Annotated in this window: 27 protein-coding genes and 1 pseudogene; 25 read left to right on the top strand and 3 right to left on the bottom strand. The window is 61.6% G+C overall.

Translation table 11 applies throughout. The features are described from left to right. The first annotated feature begins 96 nt into the window (after positions 1–96). The 10 genes from LVW35_RS17020 (at position 97) to LVW35_RS16975 (ending at position 7,035) form a co-directional block, all read left to right on the top strand. Complete coding sequence (locus tag LVW35_RS17020; RefSeq protein ID WP_010209548.1) at positions 97–369, top strand: BufA1 family periplasmic bufferin-type metallophore; 273 nt, start codon at positions 97–99, stop codon at positions 367–369. Next, positions 366–773, top strand: coding sequence for a DoxX family protein (locus LVW35_RS17015; RefSeq protein WP_033901356.1), 408 nt, complete (start codon positions 366–368; stop codon positions 771–773). The genes LVW35_RS17020 and LVW35_RS17015 overlap by 4 nt, the downstream gene beginning before the upstream one ends. An 18-nt stretch (positions 774–791) precedes the next feature. Further along, a complete protein-coding gene (locus LVW35_RS17010) occupies positions 792–1,553 on the top strand; it encodes an alpha/beta fold hydrolase (protein WP_233891215.1) in 762 nt (253 codons plus the stop codon). A gap of 27 nt (positions 1,554–1,580) precedes the next feature. Then, positions 1,581–1,853, top strand: coding sequence for a BufA2 family periplasmic bufferin-type metallophore (gene bufA2 / locus LVW35_RS17005; protein ID WP_233891214.1), 273 nt, complete (start codon positions 1,581–1,583; stop codon positions 1,851–1,853). A gap of 54 nt (positions 1,854–1,907) precedes the next feature. Then, positions 1,908–2,732, top strand: a complete 825-nt coding sequence (gene bufB, locus LVW35_RS17000; protein WP_233891213.1) for an MNIO family bufferin maturase — start codon at positions 1,908–1,910, stop codon at positions 2,730–2,732. Then, the gene (locus LVW35_RS16995) at positions 2,729–3,478 is read left to right on the top strand and encodes an HvfC/BufC N-terminal domain-containing protein (RefSeq protein WP_233891212.1); all 750 of its coding nucleotides are present in this window, start codon (positions 2,729–2,731) and stop codon (positions 3,476–3,478) included. The genes bufB and LVW35_RS16995 overlap by 4 nt, the downstream gene beginning before the upstream one ends. Beyond that, positions 3,471–3,923, top strand: a complete 453-nt coding sequence (locus LVW35_RS16990; RefSeq protein ID WP_233891211.1) for an alpha/beta fold hydrolase — start codon at positions 3,471–3,473, stop codon at positions 3,921–3,923. Before LVW35_RS16995 ends, LVW35_RS16990 begins: the two co-directional genes overlap by 8 nt. Before the next feature lie 86 nt (positions 3,924–4,009). Next, positions 4,010–5,374, top strand: a complete 1,365-nt coding sequence (locus LVW35_RS16985) for an MFS transporter (RefSeq protein WP_233891210.1) — start codon at positions 4,010–4,012, stop codon at positions 5,372–5,374. 46 nt (positions 5,375–5,420) lie between these two features. Then, the gene (locus tag LVW35_RS16980; RefSeq protein ID WP_233891209.1) at positions 5,421–6,551 is read left to right on the top strand and encodes an MFS transporter; all 1,131 of its coding nucleotides are present in this window, start codon (positions 5,421–5,423) and stop codon (positions 6,549–6,551) included. 16 nt (positions 6,552–6,567) lie between these two features. Continuing rightward, positions 6,568–7,035, top strand: coding sequence for an MEKHLA domain-containing protein (locus LVW35_RS16975; RefSeq protein WP_233891208.1), 468 nt, complete (start codon positions 6,568–6,570; stop codon positions 7,033–7,035). Here the strand turns inward: LVW35_RS16975 and LVW35_RS16970 are convergent. Continuing rightward, a complete protein-coding gene (locus LVW35_RS16970; protein ID WP_233891207.1) occupies positions 7,032–7,553 on the bottom strand; it encodes a DUF3087 family protein in 522 nt (173 codons plus the stop codon). The two genes, LVW35_RS16975 and LVW35_RS16970, sit on opposite strands and share 4 nt — an antisense overlap. 113 nt (positions 7,554–7,666) lie before the next feature. On the opposite strand from LVW35_RS16970, the gene LVW35_RS16965 reads away from it, so the two are divergent. The 3 genes and pseudogenes from LVW35_RS16965 to LVW35_RS16955 all read left to right on the top strand — a co-directional run. Next, positions 7,667–7,843 carry a hypothetical protein gene (locus LVW35_RS16965; RefSeq protein ID WP_233891206.1) on the top strand — a complete coding sequence of 59 codons (177 nt, stop codon included), beginning with the start codon at positions 7,667–7,669 and terminating at the stop codon, positions 7,841–7,843. A gap of 14 nt (positions 7,844–7,857) precedes the next feature. Next, positions 7,858–8,058, top strand: a complete 201-nt coding sequence (locus LVW35_RS16960) for a DUF6021 family protein (RefSeq protein ID WP_016979665.1) — start codon at positions 7,858–7,860, stop codon at positions 8,056–8,058. Between the two features lie 106 nt (positions 8,059–8,164). Continuing rightward, positions 8,165–8,461 (top strand): annotated as a pseudogene (locus LVW35_RS16955) (hypothetical protein); the annotation flags it as partial. A 131-nt stretch (positions 8,462–8,592) separates the two neighbouring features. On the opposite strand, the gene LVW35_RS16950 reads toward LVW35_RS16955, so the two are convergent. Next, positions 8,593–8,829: a DUF6555 family protein gene (locus LVW35_RS16950; RefSeq protein ID WP_233891205.1), complete on the bottom strand. Its 237-nt coding sequence runs from the start codon at positions 8,827–8,829 to the stop codon at positions 8,593–8,595. Between the two features lie 120 nt (positions 8,830–8,949). Here LVW35_RS16950 and LVW35_RS16945 point away from each other — a divergent pair, with 120 nt between their 5' ends. Then, the gene (locus tag LVW35_RS16945) at positions 8,950–9,777 is read left to right on the top strand and encodes an arylamine N-acetyltransferase family protein (RefSeq protein ID WP_233891204.1); all 828 of its coding nucleotides are present in this window, start codon (positions 8,950–8,952) and stop codon (positions 9,775–9,777) included. Between the two features lie 133 nt (positions 9,778–9,910). Continuing rightward, on the top strand, positions 9,911–10,663 hold the full coding sequence (locus LVW35_RS16940) for an outer membrane beta-barrel protein (RefSeq protein WP_233891203.1): 753 nt from the start codon (positions 9,911–9,913) through the stop codon (positions 10,661–10,663). Between the two features lie 359 nt (positions 10,664–11,022). Here the strand turns inward: LVW35_RS16940 and LVW35_RS16930 are convergent, their stop codons facing one another. Beyond that, positions 11,023–11,574 (bottom strand): RNA polymerase sigma factor, encoded by a 552-nt coding sequence (locus LVW35_RS16930; RefSeq protein ID WP_233891202.1) that lies wholly within the window; start codon positions 11,572–11,574, stop codon positions 11,023–11,025. Positions 11,575–12,055: 481 nt separating this feature from the next. Between LVW35_RS16930 and LVW35_RS16925 the strand changes: the two genes are divergently transcribed. The 10 genes from LVW35_RS16925 (at position 12,056) to tssH (ending at position 23,961) form a co-directional block, all read left to right on the top strand. Beyond that, positions 12,056–12,973 (top strand): anti-sigma factor family protein, encoded by a 918-nt coding sequence (locus tag LVW35_RS16925; protein WP_233891201.1) that lies wholly within the window; start codon positions 12,056–12,058, stop codon positions 12,971–12,973. 51 nt (positions 12,974–13,024) lie between these two features. After that, positions 13,025–14,050, top strand: a complete 1,026-nt coding sequence (locus tag LVW35_RS16920; protein WP_233891200.1) for a catalase family peroxidase — start codon at positions 13,025–13,027, stop codon at positions 14,048–14,050. A 78-nt stretch (positions 14,051–14,128) separates the two neighbouring features. After that, positions 14,129–15,142 (top strand): type VI secretion system protein TssA, encoded by a 1,014-nt coding sequence (gene tssA / locus LVW35_RS16915; RefSeq protein WP_233891199.1) that lies wholly within the window; start codon positions 14,129–14,131, stop codon positions 15,140–15,142. A 37-nt stretch (positions 15,143–15,179) separates the two neighbouring features. Beyond that, the gene (gene tssB / locus LVW35_RS16910; protein WP_033896857.1) at positions 15,180–15,680 is read left to right on the top strand and encodes a type VI secretion system contractile sheath small subunit; all 501 of its coding nucleotides are present in this window, start codon (positions 15,180–15,182) and stop codon (positions 15,678–15,680) included. Between the two features lie 78 nt (positions 15,681–15,758). Further along, the gene (gene tssC, locus LVW35_RS16905; RefSeq protein ID WP_233891198.1) at positions 15,759–17,258 is read left to right on the top strand and encodes a type VI secretion system contractile sheath large subunit; all 1,500 of its coding nucleotides are present in this window, start codon (positions 15,759–15,761) and stop codon (positions 17,256–17,258) included. A 22-nt stretch (positions 17,259–17,280) separates the two neighbouring features. Continuing rightward, the gene (locus LVW35_RS16900) at positions 17,281–17,763 is read left to right on the top strand and encodes a type VI secretion system tube protein Hcp (protein ID WP_233891197.1); all 483 of its coding nucleotides are present in this window, start codon (positions 17,281–17,283) and stop codon (positions 17,761–17,763) included. Positions 17,764–17,947: 184 nt separating this feature from the next. Continuing rightward, positions 17,948–18,466: a type VI secretion system baseplate subunit TssE gene (tssE, locus tag LVW35_RS16895; RefSeq protein WP_233891196.1), complete on the top strand. Its 519-nt coding sequence runs from the start codon at positions 17,948–17,950 to the stop codon at positions 18,464–18,466. Further along, positions 18,463–20,340: a type VI secretion system baseplate subunit TssF gene (gene tssF, locus LVW35_RS16890; RefSeq protein ID WP_233891195.1), complete on the top strand. Its 1,878-nt coding sequence runs from the start codon at positions 18,463–18,465 to the stop codon at positions 20,338–20,340. The genes tssE and tssF overlap by 4 nt, the downstream gene beginning before the upstream one ends. Further along, a complete protein-coding gene (gene tssG, locus LVW35_RS16885) occupies positions 20,325–21,344 on the top strand; it encodes a type VI secretion system baseplate subunit TssG (RefSeq protein ID WP_233891194.1) in 1,020 nt (339 codons plus the stop codon). The genes tssF and tssG overlap by 16 nt, the downstream gene beginning before the upstream one ends. Beyond that, entirely contained in the window at positions 21,337–23,961 is a 2,625-nt protein-coding gene (tssH, locus tag LVW35_RS16880; protein ID WP_233891193.1) for a type VI secretion system ATPase TssH, read from the top strand. Before tssG ends, tssH begins: the two co-directional genes overlap by 8 nt. The last annotated feature ends 14 nt before the right edge of the window (positions 23,962–23,975 follow it).

Here is a 23,975-nt window from a genome sequence, read left to right as displayed (position 1 = left end):
ACACGCCTGGCTTTAACTCTGTTCACCAGCTGGCGCAGGCGGTCACGGACCCCAAGGCGCCCTGGCCACAATCAGTCAAGCCAGGAGACTCACCCCATGAAGCGTCCTTACGCAGCCCTCGCGGCAACCCTCGCACTGTCCCTCAGCGCCTTCGCGGCCGTGGCCCATGCCGATGAACCCAAGCCCCAGGAAAAATGCTTCGGCGTGGCCCTGGCCGGTGCCAACGATTGCGCCGCAGGCGCTGGCACCTCGTGCGCCGCCACCTCCACCACCGACTACCAGGGCAACGCCTGGGTGCTGGTGGACAAAGGCACCTGCACCCAGATCAAGACCCCTAAAGGCTTCGGCAGCCTCACGGAGCAGCCGTGATCCAGCGCCTGCTCCCCGAAGCCCTGCTGTTGCTGGTGGCTCGGGTGGCGATCGCGGCGGTGTTCTTCCTGTCGGGGCGCACCAAGGTCACGGGGTTTCTTGAACTCAAGCCGTCGACCTACACGCTGTTCCGTTCGGAATACGCCTTGCCGCTGATCCCGCCGGACTGGGCCGCGCACCTGGCGACTTACGCCGAACACCTGTTCCCGTTGTTGCTGGTGCTGGGCCTGCTGACCCGTCCGGCCGCGGCTGCGCTGCTGGGCATGACCCTGGTGATCGAGGTGTTTGTGTACCCCGCCGCCTGGCCGGTGCACCTGACCTGGGCGGGCCTGTTGTTGCCGCTGTTGGCGTACGGCGGTGGGGCCTGGTCGTTGGACCGCCTGATCTTGGGCAAACGTTCTTAACTTTGATGGAGTTTTCCAATGCGTATGCTTTCTTCCCTGGCCATTGCCGTGGCCCTGACGGTTCCGATGCTGGCCCAGGCGGCAGATACCCCGCAGCCCGGCACCGGTAAAAGCGTGGTGATCGTGCCCGGTTCGTTTGTCGACGGTTCCGGCTGGCGTGTGGTGCACGACATCCTGATTCACAAGGGCTACAAGGTCACCGTGGTGCATCAGGGCCACGAAAGCCTGGCCGCCGATGTGGCCGAGGCGCGTGAAGTGCTGGAGCAGCAGGTCGGCCCGGTGGTGCTGGTGGGCCACAGTTCCGGTGGCGGGGTGATCTCGATTGCCGGCGACCGCGACAAGGTCAAGTCGCTGGTTTACGTCTCGGCGCTGCAGCCGGAAGTGGGCGAGAACATGGCCCAGTTGATCGGCTCCATGCCGGCGCCCAGCGATGACATCAAGGCCAGCCGCGACGGTCACCTGTTCTTCGACCGCACCAAGTTCAACGCCGACTTTGCCGCTGACCTGACCACCAATCGCACCGACTTCATGGCCGCCTCCCAAGTGCCGGCCACCACTGCCTTGTTCGGCGGCACCGTGTGGGCTGCGGCCTGGCACAAAAAGCCGACTTACGCGGTGGTCTCCACCGAAGACCGTGCCCTGAGCCCGGACCTGCAGCGCTGGATGTACAAGCGTGCCGGTTCCAAGGTCACCGAAATCAAAGCCAGCCACTCGGTGTACATCTCCCAGCCTGAGGCTGTGGCGAAAGTCATCGAAGACGCTGCTTCTGTCATCAAGTAATTCACCCCAACCCCCGGAGAAACACCCATGAACACTGCACTCAAATCCCGTCTGAGCCTCGCTGCCGCTGCTGCCCTGATCGCCATGGCCTCCGCTTCGTTCGCCACGGCCGCCAGCGCCGCCGACCAGCAGGAAAAACCCGGCCGTTGCTACGGCGTCAACACCTGCAAAGGCACCAGCCTGTGCGCCACCGCCAAGAACGACTGCAAAGGCCTCAACAGCTGCAAGGCCGAAGGCGTGATCGTCAAGACCCCGTCCGAGTGCCTGAAGGCCGGCGGCACCTTGACTGAGCCGAAGTAATCTACCCGGCGAGCCCCTTGCGGGCTCGCCACTTATTCTTTGCGGAGATCCGTCATGTCGACATCCAACCCTCACTTTTCAGGCTACGGCCTGGGGCTGCGCAAGGAGCACTATTGCGACTTCCTGGAGACCTTGGTGCCCGTGGATTTCGTCGAAGTGATCTCCGAAAACTTTATGGTCGCGGGCGGCCAGCCCCGACACATCCTGCGTCAGGTCCGCGAGCGCTACCCAGTGGCGCTGCACGGTGTGTCCATGTCCATCGGCACCGCCGAAGGGCTGGATGCGGATTACTTGAAGCGACTCAAGTCGCTGGTGGATGAAATTGACCCTCTGTTTGTCTCTGACCACCTGAGTTGGTCGCGCAGTGGGGGCTTCAATTCCCATGACTTGTTGCCAGTGCCGTACACCGACGAAGCACTGGACCGGGTCTGCGCCAATATCCACCAGGCCCAGGATGTGTTGGGCCGCACGATGCTGTTTGAAAATCCGTCGAGCTACCTGGCGTTTGAGGGCGCCTCCATGACCGAGTGGGAGTTTATTGCGGCGATGACCAGGCGCACCGGCTGCGAATTGCTGCTGGACGTCAACAATGTGTTTGTCAGTGCCAGCAACCACGGTTTCGATGCCCTGGCGTTTCTTGATGGCCTCCCTGCTGAACGCGTACGCCAGGTGCATTTGGCTGGCCATAGTCAGGGCCGGGACATCTTGATCGACAGTCATGACAGTCCGGTGTGCACGGGCGTCTGGGAGCTGTACGCCCAGGCCATGACCCGGCTGGGCCCGGTGGCGACCATGATCGAGCGCGATGATGAGATTCCGCCGCTTGCCGAGTTGCTCAAGGAATTGGCGATGGCCCGAACCCTGGGAGCGCAGCGATGAACCTGGCCGAATTGCAGCAGACGTTTCGCAGCTGGTTGGTCAGCGCGTCGGACGAATCCGCGCAGTTGCTCGGCAATCACCACGCAGGTCTGGCGGTGTACCAGAACAACTACCGCGCGCAGTTGGTGGGCTGCCTGGAACAGGCGTTTCCTAACCTGCGCCGTTGGATCGGTGAGGAAGCCTTCCTGGCCGCGAGCATCACCCACATAGACAGTCATCCGCCCCACGCGTGGACGCTGGACGCGTATCCGGAGGGGTTTTACGCCACGTTGAAAAACGTGTTCCCGCGCAACCCGGATGTGCATGAGCTGGCCTGGATCGAGTCGGCCTTGAATGAAGCCTTTGTCGCCGCCGACGCACAGCCTTTGGCGCTGGAGGCGTTGGCCGAGCTGGATTGGGACGCTGCGGTGCTGCAACTGACGCCTTCATTGCGCTGCCACGGCCTGACCACCAATGCTGAAGCCATCTGGTCGGCGTTGTGGCAGGAAACGCCTGCGCCCGAAGCGGTGATGCTGGAACACCCGGGCGGCGTGCTGGTATGGCGGCGCCAGTTCACTTCGCGCTTGCGCGAGGTGGATGCGCTGGAGTTTCAGGCATTGCAACGTCTGCAGGTCGACGGCAGTTTCGCCGGGCTGTGTGAGTTCCTGGTGCTGCGCCTGGGGGAAGAAGCGGGCGTGATGCAGGCAGGTGAATACCTGGCCAGTTGGCTGGGCAGTGAATTAATTGTGGGGGTAAGTCATGTTTGATCGTCGTGGTTTTTTGCTGTTGGCCTCGGTTGTGATAGCCGCGCCGGCGTTTGCAGTGCAGCAGGTGAGCATCGATGATGGGGAGCTGCGTTATGAAGCGTTCGGGCCGGAGGACGGCCGCGCAATCATTTTATTGGCGGCGCAGGTCAACGCGTTTGCAGCGGTCAGCGGACCGTTGGCAGCCCAGGGTTTCCGGGTGATCGTCCCGTACCTGCGCGAGCAGGATGAGGCGGTGCAGGGCCAGGATGTGCTGGAACTGATGAACGCGCTGCATATCCCCGAGGCTGTTCTGGCGGGTGTGGAGGCGGGTGGGCGAGTGGCCACGCGTACAGCGGCGTTAAAGCCGAGCCGCTGTGTGGGTCTGGTCACTTTGAACACTGCACCCCAGGCCGGTTTTGCCGATGCGGTGGGCGTCATGGCGAAAACCGGACACTGGCGAACATGAAAATCCTGACAGCCAGCCAATCCACCCCTGAAAAAAACCGTCGCAGCCTTTAATCTAAACGCCTTTGTCACCTGCGCGGACCGTCCATGTCTTCTGTTGCCGATGGGTTACCCCCCAATAAACGCCTGCCGGCCGTGATCGCGATCTCCCTGGGGATCGGCATGGCGACCCTGGACACGGCCATTGTCAACACGGCGTTGCCGACCCTGGCCGAGGGGATTGGCACCGATTCCGCCTCGGTGATCTGGGTGGTCAATGCCTACCAGTTGGCGATTATCGCCACGGTGCTGCCGTTTGCGTCCCTCAGTGATGTGCTGGGGCATCGTCGGGTGTATCTCGGCGGGTTGTTGCTGTTTATCGTGTCGTCGCTGTTTTGCGGCTTGGCCGGTTCGCTGCTGACCCTGACGGCGGCGCGGGTGGTGCAGGGGCTGGGCGCGGCGGCGATCATGAGCGTGAATACGGCGCTGCTGAGGCACATCTACCCGTCAAAAATGCTGGGGCGGGGCCTGGGTTATAACTCACTGGTGGTGGGGCTGGCGTTCACGCTCGGGCCGACCGCCGCGTCGGCGATTCTGTCGGTGGCGACCTGGCACTGGCTGTACCTGATCAACGTGCCGTTGGGTTTGCTGGCGCTGGGGTTGGGCCTGCGCTCGTTGCCGACCCTGCCGATGACCGGGCATGCCTTCGACCGTCTCGCCGCCGTGTTATGCGCTGGGTTGTTTGCCTTGCTGGTGCTGGGTTTGGGTACGGCGGTGCACGGCGCCCAGGGCGCGCTGACCTTGGGCCTGATCGCCGTGGCCTTGGTGTGTGGTGCAATGTTGCTGCGGCGCCAGGCCGGGCACCCGGCGCCGATGCTGGCGCTGGACCTGTTCAAGCGCCCCGTGTTTGCTTTGTCCTCGCTCACTGCGATTTGCGCGTTCAGCGCTCAGGGCTTGGCGTTTGTGTCGCTGCCGTTTTTGCTACAGGCGGTGCTTGGCCATAGCCAGGTGGAAACCGGCTTTCTAATGACGCCGTGGCCGGCCGTGGTAGCAGTGATGGCGCTGGTGGCGGGGCGCCTGGCTGACCGAGTGAACCTCGGTGTGCTGTGCGGCATCGGCCTGCTGATGCTCAGCGTGGGCATGGCCGCGCTGGCGACATTGGGCAGCGGCGCTTCGGCGTTTGATATTGGTTGGCGCATGGCATTGTGCGGGGCCGGGTTCGGGTTCTTCCAGTCACCCAACCTCAAGGCGTTGATGACCAGCGCGCCGTTGGCCCGTAGCGGCGGGGCCAGCGGTATCGTGGCGATTTCGCGCTTGCTGGGGCAGACGTTGGGCGCATCGTTAGTGGCCTTATGCTTCCATCTGTCCATGGGCAGCGGGCCGTACTATGCACTGTGGCTGGGGTGTGGATTTGCCTTGGTAGGCGCCGTGGCCAGTGTTTTACGGTTGTTACCCTATGGGAAAAAGAGCTGATTAACGCTACCGTGGCGGCCTGAGTATTTCGGGATGTTTCAGATTTATGTCCAGCCTGGCCCTCCGCACTGCTGATACCCACTCCCGTCGCGCCGCACTGACCTTGGCTTTATGCCTGCCCAGTGACGTGTTGCTCTATCTGCTGCTGCCCATGGAATCCCAGGCCTTCGGTATCACCCTGGTTCAGGCCGGGGTGTTGCTGGCAGCCAATCGCCTGGTGCGGATTTTCGGCTACCGGCATGTGCTTAACTTCTACGCGCGCAATGGCGATCGCCTGACCTGCATGATTGCTGCCGGCGCTGCAACGCTGTGCGCGCTGGGCAACTCGTTAGTGTCCGGCTTCGCCGCCTTGCTCTGCCTGCGTCTGGTGTGGGGCTTGTGTTTTGCCGCGCTGAACCTGTCGACCCAAGTGTTGGCCACTTCGGAACCGGCCGGTGCCGCACGCCGGGCCGGGCGTTCCCGCGCATTGATCGCCCTGGGGCCGATGCTGGCGTTGCCGTTGGGCGGCTGGCTGACGCTGTGGGCCGGGCCGCGTCCGATCTTTCTGATTCTTGCAGGCGCGTGCCTGGTGGGCTTGTGGATGGCGCGCGGCCTGCCTACGGTAGGGCATGATTTGCACAGCACGCCAGGGCGCCGCTTCAAATGGCCGGACAGTGTGGCGCTGTGGTCGTTTATCGAGGGTGTGGCGCTGGACGGTCTGTTTATCTTCGGCCTGTCGATCCAGACGCAGAAGCTGCTGGGCGGTAACGCGGTGCTGATTGCCGGCGGCCTGATGGCGCTGCGGTATGTCTCGGAAATGCTCTTGAGCCCGTTGGGTGGTCGTGCGGCCCAGCGCTTTGGCGCCACCTCGATGCTGTTGCTGTTTTCGTTTTTAAGTGCCGTGGCCCTGACCGCGTTCGGCAGTCACTGGGTGATTATCGGCGCGGCGGCGGTGCTGGTGCTGCGCGCGCTGCAGTTGCCGCTGGTGACCACCCTGGTGGCGGAGCGCAATCCAGGATCGACGCGCGTGTCGGCCCTGGCCTCGAATGCCGTGTGGCGGGATATCGGCGCCGGCCTCGGGCCGTTGCTTGCTGGCCTGCTGCTGCCGATCGCCTCGGCGCCCTGGGTGTTTGGCCTGGCCGGTGCGGCCATTGCGGTGAGCGCGGTGTTCTGCTGGCGGGCAAAGATTTCCAACTGACGATGTGAGGCTGTGTGTGTCCCTTCAAGAAGACTTCGTAAGCGTACTGGATGAAGCGTATCGACATTGGACCGGCCAGGGACTGCCGGCCCCCGAACACCTTGACCCGCAACAGCGCCTGGCCTGGCTGCACAGTGAAGCGCCCTACAGCCTGCTCGCCCATGACGGCGCCGCAGACCCGCGCTTTACCTACGTGAACGACTGCGCGTTGCAGTGCTTCAAATACCCGCGCGAACGCTTCATCGGCATGCCCTCACGCTTCAGCGCCTCGGAACTCGACCGCGCCGCGCGCCAAGTGCTGCTGGAACACGTTACCGCCAACGGCATTGCCAGCGGCTACAGCGGCTGGCGCGTAGATGCCCACGACCAAGCCTTCATGATCCACGCCGGCGTGGTGTGGACCCTGCTCGACGATGCAGGCCAGCCGTGCGGCCAGGCCGCGCTGTTCTGGCCCGACGAGCAGCGCATCGGCGTATTGGCTTAAGCGGTTTCAAGGGCCTTCAGCCAGATGGGATCGAACCGGGCCTGCTCGGTGTCGATCCCCAGCGCCTGCATTTTCGCCTTGTGCGCCTCCATCTCAGCGACCAGTTGCACCTGCGCGCTGGAGTTGGCATCCAGCTCATGCATCTGCGTCAGGCCCAAGTGATAAAAGCGCAGCACCTTGACCGCCGTCGGGTCATTGGCTTGCACCCGCTCGGTGACCTTGTGCATCACATTGGTCACGCTCATCAGGTTGCGCTTGAGTTGCCAGCCATACACCGCCGACGCCAGCCAAGGCTGAGTCCAGAACGGGCCGCGCACCAGCGCCACCGTGATCAGCACCCCGGCGAACACGCCGCCGACATTGAAGCGGAAATTATCACCACCGGGCTCGCCAAATAGCACCACCGCCAGGCTCGACAGCAACATGGCCAGGGCGAGGAACAGCACCGCCACGATCAACGTGCTGCGCCGGGTCTGTTGGCGGAAGGTGACAGGATCGCAGGGTTTGAGCTCGAACATCCGGGTCATGCCTCCAGAAGGGGCCGGCATCATCTCATGTCTGGGTAAACAAGTTGAACGATGGCGCACAGCGGTTTCTCTAAACCTGTGTCGACCCTTTGAGGTAAGCCATCATGTCCGACTACAACCAACCACCCCCCGGTACCCCGAACCCTGACCGCACACCCGGTGAAGAGGAGCGCGACAATGATGCGTTGCGCCCCAACGACCCGGCGGAGCGTCAGGACGATGACGTTGAACGCGTCGATGAAGACCTGGAAAACCTGCATGACAAGGCCCGTCCGCTTTGAATAAGGAGAACGCCATGAGTAATACGCCGAAAGGCCCGGCTTCGGGCGAGCATTCCAGTGGTAAGGATGAATTGGGGTTTGACCCGGATTCGCCGGATGTGGCAGATCCGCAGGTTGACCCTATTGGACCGGCCATTGCGCCGTTGGATAAGGAAAAGAAAGACAAGGATGAAAAGAAGCCGCCCTATGATCCGTTGGGCGACTTGAAGCCATAAGTCGGGTGTTTTTGGTTTGAAGAAGAGGTGCCAGGGAGCAGTGGTATGGCGCGTGAGTGTCTCGAGTTTTCAAACTTCCAAATCTATTCAGGTAAGGCACAGCGCAATGGATAAGACAATCACGGTTGATCAACTGGCTACCACAGACCTTGGGGCAATCAACGAAATATGGCTCGGCGGGACTCATACCGATCTATGCCTATGGCGTGGCGAACAAGTCTTCAGCCACGAGATGATGAGCGAGGGCACTCACGATCAGAATGTCCAACGCCTGTGCTTGCAGTTGGTCAACGCTGACAATCAATCCACAGTGGCCCGTGTTGAGGTGATCCTGCGCGAACGGCTGAAAAAGATAGGCAAGGAGGGTGAGTTTTATCCCGCTGAGGAGGCGGACACTCATCAGACGGAAAAGCAGGCCAGCGCCGCCGTGTCACCCCCGAAAACAAATATAAACACCCCGATCTAGACGTGCATAAGCATAAAAAGTGCAAGTAAGCCATAAAGCCCCGCTTCAGCCAGCGGGGCTTTCCCCCCTCACTTAGGCGCTACCCACTTCACCTCGGTAATCCCATACTTTTCCGCCCAAGGCCGGGTCGTCTTCTTTACCTGCTCATGCCCGACCCGGCCCACGCGACTCACGTGTGCAATGTCGGCATCGACCGCTGCCCAATGCCAGGCCTCGGCGTTGTTCATCACTTCGGCACGCACCACAAAGGACTTCGGTTTGCCATGCAGCTGGTAGTGGATGGTGTAGATTTTTGCGGTACTCATGTTGCCTCCCTGTGTTGTTATAGATGGATACGGGAGCGTTCAAAAAGGTTCATTCAAAATGACAATCTGCACGGTGGCGCGGCATAGTGTCGCCTTCACTCAGCGCCCAAGGATTGCGCCATGCCTCTGTTGACCCATAGCCGTCTGTATCTGCAACGCCTGGGCTATGACACGCCGCCCGCGCCGACCCTGCAAACCTTGCAGGCGCTGCAACTGCGCCACGTGTGCACCTTTGCTTTCGAGAGCCTGTCGACCTTGATGCATTGGCCGGTGCCTATCGACCTGGCCAGCGTCGAGCAAAAAGTGCTGCTGGAGGGGCGTGGCGGGTATTGCTATGAGTTGAACCAGATGTTTTTGGCGCTGTTGCAGGAACTCGGCTTCGACGCGCGCGGTATCACCGGTCGGGTGGTGATGGGGGGGCCGCCAGATGCGCACACGGCGCGTACCCATCGTTTGAGCCTGGTGACGCTGGATGGCGTGCGCTATATCACCGATGTCGGCTTTGGTGGAATGGTGCCCAGCAGCCCGTTGCAGTTGGACACTGAGACGGCGCAGGCCACGGCACACGAGCCGTATCGCCTGAGCTTCGACGGGCAGGGCAGTTACACCCTGTGGGCGCAGGCGGCCGGGGAGTGGCGTGGTTTGTATGTGTTCGACCTGCAAGAACAGGCGACCATCGACTATGAAATCGGCAATTGGTATGTCTCCACGCACCCCGATTCGCCCTTCGTTGGCCAACTGAAAGTCGCACGCTTGGCGCCGGGCAAACGCTATACCTTGAACAACGCCCACTACGCGGTTCATTCGCTGGATCGCCCGAGCGAAAAGCGCATGCTCGACAATGCCGATGAGCTGTTGCAGGTGTTGACCGAAACCTTCGGGATTCGTGTGCCGGCCACGCTGGAGCTGCGGGCAGTCGTTGATGGCTTGGTAGTGGCTAATTCATAAGCGTATCGGGGTAGAGCCTTCGCTGAACCGTTTTATCTCCAAATCAACGCAAATTAATTCGAACCTTTGGCGCCCGCTGAGGTTCGAACCGGTTCCTGAATAATTTGCTCACCAGACAAGGAGATGTAAAACGATGTCCAAGCTATTCGGAAAATTCCTCAAGGGTTCCTCGCTGCTGGCGCTGGTCGCTGCGCCTGCCGCGGTGTTCGCCGCACCGTCCACTGACCCGATTTCCACCTTCGGGATCCTGGGCAGCTATAACGATTTCAAATTCGAAGGCGGCAGCGAAAGCGACAAGAGCCACATGCCTGAAGCGGGCCTGTTCTATAACTTCGGCAACAAGCTCACCGCCGAATCCGGCTTTATCTACCAGGCCGGTATCGAAGCCAAGTACGGTGAAAAGAGCGACAACAAGCTCAAGGAAGGCCAGGCTGACCTGGACCTCGGCTGGCGTGCCGCGCTGGATGCGCGCAACTTTGTCGACGTGATCGTCGGTGGTGGTTACAGCTGGACCCGCTACGAGCCAGAGATCAACGACCTCGATGTGAAGCTCACCAACAAATCGCCGTTCGCCAAGGCGGCCCTAGGCTATAACCACCAGTTCGATGACATGACCCTGCGTGTCGAAGCTGGCGCCCGTCGTACTATCGATGGCCGCACCAAGCTCAAGGTCGATGATTTTGGCAGCGACACCGTGGACCTCAAGGACCGCACCAATCCCTACGCTGAAGTCAGCCTGCTGATGAATCAGAAGGGTGAGCTGCCGGTGGTCGCAAGCCTGTACTACACTCGCACCGAGTATAAGCTCGACGGTGATTCCGAAGTGGCCGACAACACCAAGCTCAAGCGTGACGAGTACGGGTTCAAGGTCGGTATCGCGTTCTAAGCGCATCGCCCGGACGTGGGTGGCCAACGCCCACGTTCAACTGTCCGTAACAGCTCCCTTTGTGTCCGCCAAAACCTTAACTGCGCGCCCGCATCGCCTGTCTATTGGTTGCACTCGGCCTGCTCACGGCCTGTGACGCCCCCCCAGACACTCCCCCGAACGCGCCACGGCCGCTAATGCTATGCCCGCTGACGCGCCGATGTCGCGCATGGGCCCGGCGCTCAAAAAGATGGGTTACAGCGATGTGCGCGGTTTGCGGCGGGCGTTCAAGCGGTGGACGGAGCAGGGTCCCAGTGCATTTCGCGGGGAGGGGTTGCGTAGTCCTCGGGGGGCATTCAGGAGGCCGTTTCAGAGCAGTTTCAGTTCGCCGATGAGCTTTGCGGTCGAGCGCGCAAAGGTTTGCTTTTCGGCGAATCAAAAAGCGCGCCGATCGCCTGACGCGCACGAGACAGTCGGCTCATGATGGTGCCGATCGGCAAATCGAGCATTTCGGCCGCTTCCTTGTAGCTGAAGCGCTCCACGCCCACCAGCAGCATCACTTCGCGCTGGCCGTCGGGGAGTTTTTCCACTGCTTCGATAATCTGCCGGTGCATCAGGTCGGACTCCGGGTTGGGTGCCTCGGGGTCGCTGACGGTTTCGAGGAATTCGTCGTTCCAGTCCATACGCGAACGGCTGCGCACTTTGCGTGAGCGCAGTTCGTTGATCCAGGTGGAGTGCACAATCGAGAACATCCAGCTCAGTACCGACGTATCGGGCTGCAGCTGATGGGCGCGTTCCAGCGCGCGGACACAGGCGAGCTGAACCAGGTCCTCGGCATCATGCTTGTCGCCAGAGATGCGCAACGCAAAGGCCCACAGGCGTGGCAACAGGTCTGGAAGCAGTGCGGGTAAATCAGCACCGGTGATCGACATATTTCCTCTTATTATTTCTTGATGCCTAAAATGGAGCGGTCAGGCTACGAGGTCGATACCGTAGCGGATGCCTGTGTCGCGGCGTCCTTTTTGCGGTGCTGAGGGTCCTGGGTGACGAAGAATTGTATCAATATGCTGACAAGTGTATCGATTTGGCGCGTTATTGAAAGGTTAACGACAGCATATGCAGGTTACAGGCCAATGATTCTGACAGCAGTGCCAGGAAAAATACCCTGACACGGAGTGAAACATATAAGATTTATCAGGCCCTGGGAATATTTTCGATTCCAGCGTGTTCTCTTAAAGTATTTGTGCGTGTCACTGAGTGTTCGTCGCTTGCTTTAAAGTTTTTTGACCTGTTGCAACAATTTAGATGATATCAATATGATGGCTTGCCGCTACCCGCTGGCTCGCCGCTTCGGCCCACAAGGCTGAGAATCAACCAGCAGAACTTGATGAATACAAACGGAGAGAAAAACCCATGGTAGCGGATGATGCCTTGCTAATGGCCTATGTTGACGGCGAGCTTTCGTCGCAACAGAACCAAGAGCTAGAGCGGCTCATAGACGCTTCACCGGACCTGGCTGAAAGAGTCTCCCGGTTGATGGCTTCGTGCCTGCCTTATGAGGAAGCCTTTGCCCGGCAGAATCTGCCGCCGGTCCCAGAAAGTCTCAAGCTCAGCATCGCGGCGTTGGCGGCTCAGCACACGGTTGAACCTGCTCGTGCCAGCAACGCTAAAGTTTCCGACGAAAAGACAGACAGCGTTTTCTCCCGACTGTTCGCATTCTTCCAACCTAAATTTGCATGGCCCGCGCTGACGTTCGTTGCGGGTGCAGCATGTTATGCCCTGGTGCTTCAAGTTGGTGCGTTCAATGGAGCCCTCAAGCCCGGTATCGATACCGCCGCGCCAGCCGTTGCCCAGGCCTCGCCATGGGTTCAACAGGCCGCTGCCTACCAGCATTTGTACACCCGTGAAACCGTGGCCTACGGCGCGCAGCCTACGGATGCAATCACCAAGACCCTCGCCGATATCCGTGATATCGACGGCCTGGCCTTGCGCGTTCCTGACCTCAGTTCCGCTGGCCTGACGTTCAAGCGTGTGCAGCGCTTGCGTTTCAACAACAAGGCGCTGATCCAACTCGTGTACCTGCCGGCCAATGGTGCGCCAGTCGCGCTGTGCGTGATGAAAGAGCCCAAGCCCGATCAGTCGATTACTCAGCAAAGCGTTGCGCAAATGAACGTAGTGACGTGGCGCCAGTCTGAACTGGGCTACGCCCTGATCGGCGAGCCCGAAGGTGTGGACCTCAACGCCGTTGCCCGACTTGTCGCCGACCGAAGTGCCGCCCAGTTGTTCACCGGGGCGCCGTCACCGATGTGGATCGCCGCTCTCCAGAAATAACCGTGCTGGGGTCGGGCATTGGTTCCCGATGCCGTGATCCCAGATAGCGTGATGAAAAGAACTTTTCCGCTGCAAAAACACCTCCTTTTATCCCTCGCCCTGGCGGCTGCCGTCATCGTCGGCACTTGCGTGTGGCTGCTGTATTCGCCGTCACCCTCCGCTGTGCAGATCGTCGATGCAATGGAAGCGGCCGCGGGCGGTGTCCATCCCGGGTTTCGGCGTAACCACGCCAAGGGCCAGTGCATCAGCGGCCACTTTGAAAGCAACGGCAATGCGGCTGAGGTTTCCCTTGCCGCCGTATTGCAGCGTGGCACGGCGCCGTTCATTGGTCGCCTTTCCGCTGCCGGTGGTGACCCAGCCCAGGCCGATGTGCATGGCATGATCCGTAGCATGGCGCTGCGACTGGCGAGTACGGAGGGCGATGCCTGGTACATGGCGATGAATTCCGTGCCGGTGTTCCCGGTCAACACGCCCGAAGGTCTGTACCAGCAGTTGCGCGCCTCAATGCCGACCTATGGCGATAATGCTCCTGACCCGCAAAAGATGCTGGCCTTCAAGCGCGCCCATCCAGAGATGCGACCATTCGAACAATGGCTCGCTGACCATCCAGGCTCTTCCGGTTTTGATAACACCACCTACTACAGCGTCAACGCCTTTCGCATGATCAACGCCCAGGGCCAGGAGCGTTTCGTGCGCTGGAGCATGGTGCCCGAGGCGCCGTACAAGGCGATGACCGCCGCGCAGCGCAGCGACCCCGACTTCCTCGCGTTTGGCCTTGCCACGCAGCTTGAGAAGGGGCCGGTGCGCTGGCACCTGATCATCACCTTGGCGGACCCTGGCGATGTCACCACTGATGCCACTGTCCGTTGGCCCGAGGGGCGCCGGCAGATTGATGCAGGCGTGCTGGTGATCGATGACCAGCAAGCCCAGGTCGACGGTGCATGCCGCGATATCGACTTCAACCCGCTGGAGCTGCCACCGGGGATTGCCCCTTCGGATGATCCGCTGCTGCTGGCGCGTAAGGCGGCGTATGCCGAATCCCATCGTCGCCGTATCAGCGAAGGACACCTGCATTAAGAATTTTTCCAAACCTGCGGAATAAATCATTTCCCTCGCTTGTTCTATCTCCAGAACAACTTGAACGAGGGATATGCGATGGGCCTGCCCACCGACGCTCAGCCACTGGATTTCGCCACCTTTGCCTTGCCTCTGAACGAGGCGAACGGCGGTGGCCTGAACGTCGAATACGACCCCGAGTTCCTCGAGCTGGAAGAAGAAGCGCTGGGCAAGCCCGAAGTGCAATACGGCGACATCATCACCCAAGCCATCGAACCCAACTGGAAGCGCGTGATGCTGCTGGCCTTGCCGCTGCTGGAGCGCAGCCGCGACCTGCGCCTGGCGATCTGGTTGACCCGCGCCCAGCTCAACCTGCACGGTATTCCCGGCCTGGCCGCCGGCCTGCAATTGATCCATGGGTTGCTGGAACAGTGTTGGGATGGCCTGCACCCCCAACTCGACCCCGATGACGACAACGACCCGCTGCTGCGCATCAATATCCTGGCGTTTCTCTGCGAGCCATCCGGGCTGCTGCGCGATCTGTTGAGCGCGCCGCTGGTCAGTGCGCGCAGCCTGGGTACGTTGAATCTGCGCCAGATCGAGCAGGCCGCCACCGAGCAGGCCGGTGACGTGAGTCTGGCCGTGATCGAAGGTGCATTGGCCGAAGCCGATCCGCAGGAGCTGAGCGCTATCGAAGATGCGCTGGCACGAGCCCTGGTGCTGAGCGTACAGATCGAGCAGTTGCTCACGGAAAAAGTCGGCGTGGGCCGCGCCATTGACCTGAGCAGCCTGGCCACGCTTTTGCGACGCGCCGGTGAAGTGATCCGTCGCCCGCAGCTGGAAGTCGCAGCACCGGGTATTACGGTCAATGCCCCCGCGTCACAGCCGCAGCCCAGCCGGGGCGAGATCAACAGCCGTGAAGACGCGCGTCAAACCATCGAGCGCCTGTGCACTTACTTCCAGACCCACGAACCGGCCAGCCCCGTGCCGTTCTTGCTGCAACGGGCGAAGAAGCTGATCGACAAGAATTTCATGGAATTGCTGCAAGACCTTGCTCCCGATGGTCTTGCGCAACTGGCGCTGGTCAGCGGTATTCGCAACAGCGACAACTGACCCTTTTGTATCAACCTCACTCACCGGAGCTAGTCCTGTGGCCAAAGAAAGCAGTCAGAAGTTTATCGCTCGCAACCGGGCGCCACGTGTGCAGATCGAATATGACGTGGAGATCTACGGCTCGGAAAAAACCGTGCAGTTGCCCTTTGTGATGGGGGTGTTTTCCGACCTCTCCGGCAAGCCTGCCGAGCCGTTGCCACCGGTGGCCGAGCGCAAGTTCCTGGAAGTCGACATCGACAACTTCGACGAGCGCCTCAAGTCCATGAAGCCGCGCGTGGCATTCCAGGTGCCCAATACTCTGAGCGGCGAAGGTAACCTGCCGGTGGAGATCACCTTTGAAACCATGGACGACTTTAGCCCGGCCGCCATCGCTCGCAAGGTGCCGAGCCTCAACCAACTGCTCACCGCACGCAGCCAATTGTCCAACCTGCTGACCTACATGGACGGCAAGGTTGGTGCCGAGGAATTGCTGGCCAAGCTGCTCGCCGACCCGAGCGTGATGCAGGCCTTGAGCACTGCGCCCAAACAGCCTGAATAACTGAATAACCGCTGACTCTGCCGGTGCCTCGTTTGCCCCGGTACGGGGACGCTTTGCCCAAAATTCGAGGAAACCGTCATGTCCACTCCGCAATCGGAACAGGCCGGACAGCCGCTGGCCACCACCGCGTTCGACGCCGGCGACTTCGCCAGCCTGCTGCAAAAAGAGTTCAAGCCCAAGACCGACAAAGCCAAGGAGGCGGTGGAAACCGCCGTACGCACCCTGGCCGAGCAAGCGTTGCAAGGCACCCAACTGATGCCCCACGACGTGCTGGGCACCATCGAGGGCCTGATCGCCGCCCTCGACCAAAAGCTCACCGAGCAGGTCAACCACATCCTGCACCACGAGGAATTTCAGGGCGTGGAAAGCGCCTGGCGCGGCCTGCATTACCTGGTCAACAACACCGAGACCGACGAGTCGCTGAAGATCCGGGTCATGAACATCTCCAAGAACGAAGTGCACAAGACGTTGCGCAAGTTCAAGGGCGTGGCCTGGGACCAGAGCCCGATCTTCAAGAAACTCTACGAAGAGGAATACGGCCAGTTCGGCGGCGAGCCCTATGGGGCGTTCGTCGCCGACTACTACTTCAACAACAGCGCGCCGGACGTGGAACTGTTGACCCAGATGGCCCGCGTCAGCGCTGCGGCCCATTGCCCGTTGATCACTGCTGCCGATCCCAGCGTGATGCTGATGGAGTCGTGGCAGGAACTGGCCAACCCGCGTGACCTGACCAAGATCTTCCAAACCCCGGAACACGCGGCCTGGCGCAGCTTTCGCGCCAGTGAAGATTCGCGCTACGTGGGCCTGGCGATGCCGCGTTTCCTGTCCCGTGCGCCTTACGGTGCCAAGACCAACCCGGTGGAAGAATTCGACTTCGAAGAAACCACCGACGCTGCCGGCGCCAAGGACTTCACCTGGGCCAACGCCGCGTATGCCATGGCGGTGAACATCAACCGCTCGTTCAAACACTACGGCTGGTGCTCGCAGATTCGCGGCATCGAATCCGGCGGTGTGGTGGAAGGGCTGCCGGTACACACCTTCCCGACCGATGACGGCGGCGTCGACATGACCTGCCCGACCGAAATCGCCATCAGCGACCGCCGTGAAGCGGAGCTGGCGAAGAACGGTTTCATGCCTCTGGTGCACAAGAAGAACAGCGACCTGGCGGCCTTCATTGGCGCGCAGTCGATGCACAAACCGGCCGAATACGAAGACCCGGACGCCACCGCCAACGCCAATCTGGCTGCGCGCCTGCCGTACCTATTCGCTACTTGCCGCTTCGCTCACTACTTGAAGTGCATCGTGCGCGACAAGATTGGCTCGTTCAAAGAACGCGACGACATGCAGATCTGGCTCAACAACTGGATCGGCCGTTACGTGGAACACAACCCGGCCACCGCCACCGATGCCGACAAAGCGCGCAAGCCACTGGCTGGCGCCGAAGTGGTGGTGGAAGAAATCGAAGGCAACCCCGGCTACTACGGTGCCAAGTTTTTCCTGCGCCCGCACTACCAGCTCGAAGGTCTGACCGTGTCCCTGCGCCTGGTCTCCAAGCTGCCGTCCACCAAATCCAATTGATCAACCCTGAAAGGTAACCACCATGATTTTGCTGAACTTCAAAGGCACCCAGATCAAAGGCACCTCCACTGTCGATGGACACAAGGACTGGATCACCATCGACGCGATCCAGATGGGTGTCGGCCGGGCGATTTCCACCAGCGGTGGCGGCGCCGACCGCGACACCAGCAACCCGTCGTTCTCGGAAATCTCCATGACCAAGGTCACCGACCTGGCCTCCGCCGACCTGTTCATGCAGGCCGTGTGCGGCAAGAGCCTGGGCGATGCCGAGATCCACTTCATCCAGACCGGCGGCCCTGACAAGAAGCAACAGGTGTTCCTCACGTTGATCCTGGGCAGCGCGATCATCAGCTCCTACTCCGCCAGCAGTAACGGCGAGCGCCCGAGCGAAACCATCTCGATCAACTTCACCACCATCAGCTACGAGTTCGACTCCTTCACCGGCGACACCGTGATCACCGGTACGCCGAAGAAGTGGGACTTGGAAAAGAACCAGAAGATCTGATGCCGCCAGGCCCGGTTTGTCTGGAGAGTGGGCTTGTTGTGGTGAGCGGGCTTGCCGCGCGCTGGGCTGCGCAGCAGCCCCATCAAAGGTACCCCGTTCTGCCAGACAAAACGCGGCTGCAGTTTTGGGGCCGCTTCGCAGCCCAGCACGGGGCAAGCCCGCTCATTACAGAGGTCAATAACCTATGGCTGAACTCATCAGTCGCGAACGCCTGCAGCCGTCCTTGCTCGACCGCCTGAGCGATGACGACACCGAACATGCCGTGGAGCCACGGGACAAGCGCGTGCTCTCCATGCGCGGCTTGCGCCAGGCGGTGTTGCGGGACCTGGGGTGGCTGCTCAACAGCACCAGTCTGGGCAGTTTTCGCGACCTGAGCGCACATCCATTGGCAATGCAGTCGGTGGTCAATTTTGGTCTGCCGGACCTTGCCGGCAAGACCGCCGCCGGTTTGGACCGAGAAGAGCTGGGGCGGCGCATCCGTCAGGCGATCTGGGATTTCGAACCGCGGATTTTACGCAACAGCGTGCGGGTGGTGCCGGTGGCACCCTCGGGCACTACGGCCAGTCCCAACCAAATGGCCTTTGAAATTCATGGCGAACTCTGGGGCCAGCCGTTGCCCGAGCGCCTGTACCTGAAGACCGAACTCGACCTGGAAGCAGGCGAGGCCAGGGTCTTCGATATCGAGACAAGGGACGTGCGGTGAACGCGAAACTGCTGCGCTATTACGAACGTGAACTGGCTCACCTGCGGGAAGTTGGCGGTGAATTCGCCCGCGACTACCCCAAGGTCGCCGGACGCCTGGGGCTGGAAACCTATGCCTGCGCCGACCCCTATGTGGAGCGGTTGCTGGAGGGGTTCAGCTTTCTGGCCGCGCGGGTGCAGTTGAAGATCGACGCCGAGTTCCCACGTTTTACCAACCACTTGCTGGAGTTGGTCTACCCGCAATACCTGGCGCCCACGCCTTCGATGGCGGTGGTGCAGTTGCAGCCGGACATGGGTGAAGGCAGCCTGGCTGCCGGGTTCAAGGTGCCGCGCGACACTGCATTGCACAGCCAACTGGGTAAGGGCGACCAGACCGCCTGCGAGTTCCGTACCGCCCATGAGGTGACGCTGTGGCCGGTGGAGCTGGTTGAAGCGCGCTACTTCGCCTGCGGGGCACAAGTGGCGGGTGTTGACCTGTCGCGCCTCGGCGGGGTCAAGGCAGCCTTGCGTTTGCGTTTGCGAGTGGGCGCCGGCCTGACCTTCAGTGACCTGCCCCTCGACAATCTGCCGATGCATATCCGTGGTGGCGAAGCCATGCCGTCGCGCATCCTTGAACACCTGTTGGCCCAGTCGGCCGGGGTACTGGTGATGCCGGTGCAGGAGCATGTGGACTGGCACCAGTTTCTGCCCAAGAGCGCGATTCGCAGCCTCGGCTACAGCGACAGTGAAGCCTTGCTGCCCACCGGCCCGCGTCAGTTCCAGGGCTATCGGCTGCTGCAGGAATACTTTGCCATGCCGCAGCGCTTCATGTTCGCCGAGGTAGCGGGGCTGGCAAATAGCGTGAGCCGCTGCACCGCCGAACAGCTCGACGTCATCGTGCTGTTCAAGAAGCTCGACCCCGTGTTGGAACAAAGCCTCAGCGCGGCCAATTTCGGCCTGTACTGCACCCCGGCGATCAACCTGTTTCCGATGCGCGCCGAGCGTGTGCACCTGTCCGATCAGCAAGCCGAATACCACGTGATCCCCGACCGCACGCGGCCGATGGATTACGAGATCTACCAGATCGAAAACGTGACCGGCTACGGCAGTGGCGCCGAGGCCAGCCAGACCTTCGAATCGTTCTACCGCGCCAATGACCTGCATGCGCGCAAGCCACCGAACGCGTATTACCAGGTGCGCCGTGATGCGCGGGTGCTGTCCGAACAACAACGGCGCCAGGGCCCGCGCTCCAGCTACATCGGCAGCGAACTGTTCCTGTCCCTGGTGGACGCCCAGCAAGCTCCACACCGAAGTGACCTGCGCCAACTGGGCATCGACACCCTGTGCAGCAACCGTGACCTGGTGCTGAGCATGCCGGTGGGCAGTGGTCGTACCGACTTCAACGTCGAGTCCGGCGCGCCGGTGCAGGCGGTACGTTGCGTGGCCGGGCCCACCGTGCCGGCGCCATCCTTTGCCGAGGGCGAAACGGCGTGGCGGCTGGTCAGCCACTTGTCCCTCAACTACCTGTCGCTGTTGGATCAGGACAAGGAGCAAGGCGCCAGCGCGTTGCGCGACTTGCTGCGCCTGTACTGCCGTATCGACGACGAAGCCGCCCACAGGCAGATCGAAGGCCTGCGCTCGGTAACCGCCGAAAGCATCGTGCGGCGCCTGCCGCTGCCGGGGCCGATCACCTATGGCCGGGGCTTGCAGATCAGCGTGACCCTGGATGAAACGGCGTTCGAAGGCGCTGGGGTCTTTGTGCTGGGCTCGGTGTTGGAGCAGTTTTTTGCCAAGTACGTGTCGCTCAACTCATTCACCGAAACGGTGATCAAAAGCACCACGCGTGGCGTGATCATGCAGTGGCCGGCGCGGGTGGGCAGATGCGAGATCCTCTGACTTTGCTCGGCGCCCTTGAGGCGCATCCGGCACGCTTCGATTTCTATGCGGCGTTGCGTCAGCTGGAGTGCGCGTTCCCGCACTTGCCACGCATCGGCCAGGCAGCGCGCCCAGCCGATGAGGCGGTGCGTTTCGGGCAGCAGCCGTCGCTGGCATTCGAGCCGGCGATGGTCGCTGCGCTGACACCGGGTACCGCGCCCAAATTGCTGTTGAATTTCTTCGGCCTGATGGGCGCCAATGGCCCGTTGCCGATTCACCTCACCGAATACATCCGCGACCGCCAGCGCAACCGCAACGACCCGACGCTCGCGGCATTTTGCGATGTATTCCATCACCGCATGATCAGCCTGTTCTACCGCGCCTGGGCCAGCGCTCAACCAGCGGTGAGCCTGGACCGGCCGGGAGCGGACCGTTTTGCCCAGTACCTGGGCTCATTGATCGGCATCGGCCAGGCCTCGTTACTGGGGCGCAACGCGGTGCCGGATGTGGCCAAGCTGCACTTCGCCGGACGCCTGGGCCCACAGACGCGCAACGCCGAAGGCTTGGCGGCGTTATTGACCGACTACCTCGGCGTGCCGGTACGGGTGGAGCAGTTTGTGGGCCACTGGATGAAGTTGCCCAGCGACGGCCTGTGCACCCTGCGCAGCGGCCCCGCCGCCGCCGTGCTTGGCCAGACCACGGTGATGGGCAAGAAGGTCTGGAACACCCAGCACAAGTTCCGCCTGCTGATCGGCCCCCTGGACCTGGCGCAAACCCGTCGCCTGCTGCCAGGTGGCGACAGCCTGCAACGCGTGCAGGACTGGGTGCGCCAATACGTCGGCCTGGCGATGGACTGGGACGTCAACCTGATCGTCAAGAAAGAACAACTGCCTGGCTTGCGCCTGGGTTCTGCGCCCTTGGGCTGGACCAGTTGGCTGAGCAGCAAGGCCCCCGAGCAGGATGATCGCCAGTTGCTGATCAACCCGCGCATTTCTATTACTACACAAGGACCTGCCCATGGCTGATATCAGTCGCGTCGCGCTTTTCGGCAAACTCAACAGCCTGTGCTACCGGGCGATTGAAAGCTGTACCGTGTTCTGCAAGATGCGCGGCAATCCTTATGTGGAGCTAGTGCATTGGTTGCAGCAGATCCTGCAACTGACCGACTCGGACCTGCTGCGGCTGATCCGTCATTACGGCATCGACCCGGCCGTGCTGGCCCGTGACCTGACCGCTGCCCTTGATCGCTTGCCCCGTGGCTCGACCTCGGTCACCGATCTGTCTTCGCAAGTCGAAGAAGCCGTCGAACGTGCCTGGGTCTACGCCACGCTGATGCTCGGCGAATCCCAGGTGCGCTCTGGCCATTTACTGCTGGCATTGCTCAAAACCCCTGGTCTGCGCAACGGCCTGTACGGTGTCTCCCGCGAATTCAACAAAGTCGGTATCGATGATTTGAGCGAACAGTTCGACGCTTTGCTCAAGGATTCACCCGAAGCACGGATGGGCGCCAGCGACGGTTACCAGGCGCCCGGCGAAGACCTTGGCGCACTGGCCCCGACCCAACCGCAGGCAGCCCTGAAGCGCTTCACCGTCGACCTCACCGAGCAGGCGCGCACGAACAAGATGGACCCGATTGTTGGGCGCGATGAGGAGATCCGCCAGGTGATCGACATCCTTATGCGTCGCCGTCAGAACAACCCGATTCTGGTGGGCGAGGCGGGTGTCGGCAAGACCGCTGTGGTCGAAGGTTTTGCCCAGCGCATTGCCCGTGGTGACGTGCCGCCAAGCCTCAAGGACGTGCAATTGCTGGCCCTCGACGTGGGCCTGTTGCAGGCCGGCGCGAGCATGAAAGGCGAGTTTGAACAGCGCCTGCGTTCGGTGATCGACGAAGTGCAGGCCAGCGTCAAACCGGTGGTGCTGTTCATCGACGAGACCCACACCCTGGTGGGCGCGGGTGGTGCCGCCGGCACCGGCGATGCGGCCAACCTGCTCAAGCCGGCGCTGGCCCGTGGCACCTTGCGCACGGTGGGCGCCACCACCTTTGCTGAGTACAAAAAGCATATCGAGAAAGACCCGGCGCTGACCCGGCGTTTCCAGACCGTACAAGTGGATGAACCGGACGAAGCCCGCGCGCTGCTGATGCTGCGCGGCATTGCCGAAACCATGCAGAACCACCACCAGGTGCACATCCTCGATTCGGCGCTGGAAGCGGCGGTGCGCTTGTCCAACCGTTACATCCCGGCGCGGCAGTTGCCCGACAAGGCCGTCAGCCTGATCGACACCGCGTGCGCCCGCGTTGCCATCAGCCTGCACGCCACCCCGGCCGAGGTGGATGACAGCCGGCGGCGGATCGAGTCACTGGAAACCGAGTTGGCAATCATCGAGCGCGAAACGGCGATTGGTGTGGAAACCGCAAGCCGTCGCGTCTCGGTCGACGCGTTGCTGGCCAGTGAACGGGAGCGTCTGGATGAAGTGGAAGGGCGCTGGGATAACGAGCTGGCGCTGGTGGAGCAGATCCAGCGCCTGCGCAGCCAACTGGCGCAGTCCGATGACCATGAGGCCCGCCTGGCCGAGTTGCGCCAACTGCAGGACGAATTGACCGAGCTGCAGGGTGAACATCCGCTGGTATTGATCAGCGTCGACGAACAGGCGGTGGCCTCGGTGGTGCAGGACTGGACCGGCATCCCCGTGGGCCGCATGGTCAAGAACGAGATCGAAAACGTCCTGCGCCTGGCCGACCGTCTGGGCCAGCGCATCATCGGCCAGGACCACGCGCTGGAGATGATCGCACGGCGTATCCAGACCTCCCGCGCCGGCCTCGACAACCCTGGCAAGCCTGTAGGCGTGTTCATGCTTGCCGGTACTTCCGGGGTGGGCAAGACCGAAACCGCGTTGGCCCTTGCCGAGTCGCTGTATGGCGGCGAGCAGAACGTCATCACCATCAACATGAGCGAGTATCAGGAGGCGCATACCGTCTCCACGCTCAAAGGCGCGCCACCGGGTTACGTGGGCTATGGCGAAGGTGGCGTGCTGACCGAAGCGGTGCGGCGCAAACCCTACAGTGTGGTGCTGCTGGACGAGGTGGAGAAGGCCCATCCGGATGTGCACGAGCTGTTTTTCCAGGTGTTCGACAAGGGGTGGATGGAGGACGGCGAGGGCCGGATCATCGACTTCAAGAACACCCTGATTCTGCTCACCACCAACGCTGGCACTGCGCTGATCAGCCGCCTGTGCCGTGATCCGCAGAATACGCCCGCGCCGGATGACATCGCCAAGGCGCTGCGCGAACCCTTGCTGGACGTATTCCCGCCGGCCCTGCTCGGGCGTCTGGTGGTCATCCCGTATTACCCACTGAGCGACGCCATGCTCGGCAGCATCATCCGCCTGCAACTGGGGCGTATCGAGAAGCGCATCACCGACGGCCACAAGCTCCCGTTCACCTACAGCGAAGAGGTCGTGCAACTGATCGCCAGCCGTTGCACCGAGCTGGAAAGCGGCGGGCGGATGATCGACGCGATTCTGACCAATTCGGTCTTGCCGGCCATCAGCAGCGAATTTCTCAACCGTCTGTTGCGCGCCGAGCCGCTGCGGCGGGTGGACATCGGCGTCCACCAAGGCGAGTTCAGTTACCAATACGACTAAGCCGATGTTCCCGA

Origin of the sequence: Pseudomonas sp. HN11 (genome assembly GCF_021390155.1) — a bacterium.
In the GTDB taxonomy this organism is placed as follows: domain Bacteria; phylum Pseudomonadota; class Gammaproteobacteria; order Pseudomonadales; family Pseudomonadaceae; genus Aquipseudomonas.
This window is presented reverse-complemented; position numbering and strand designations above follow the sequence as displayed.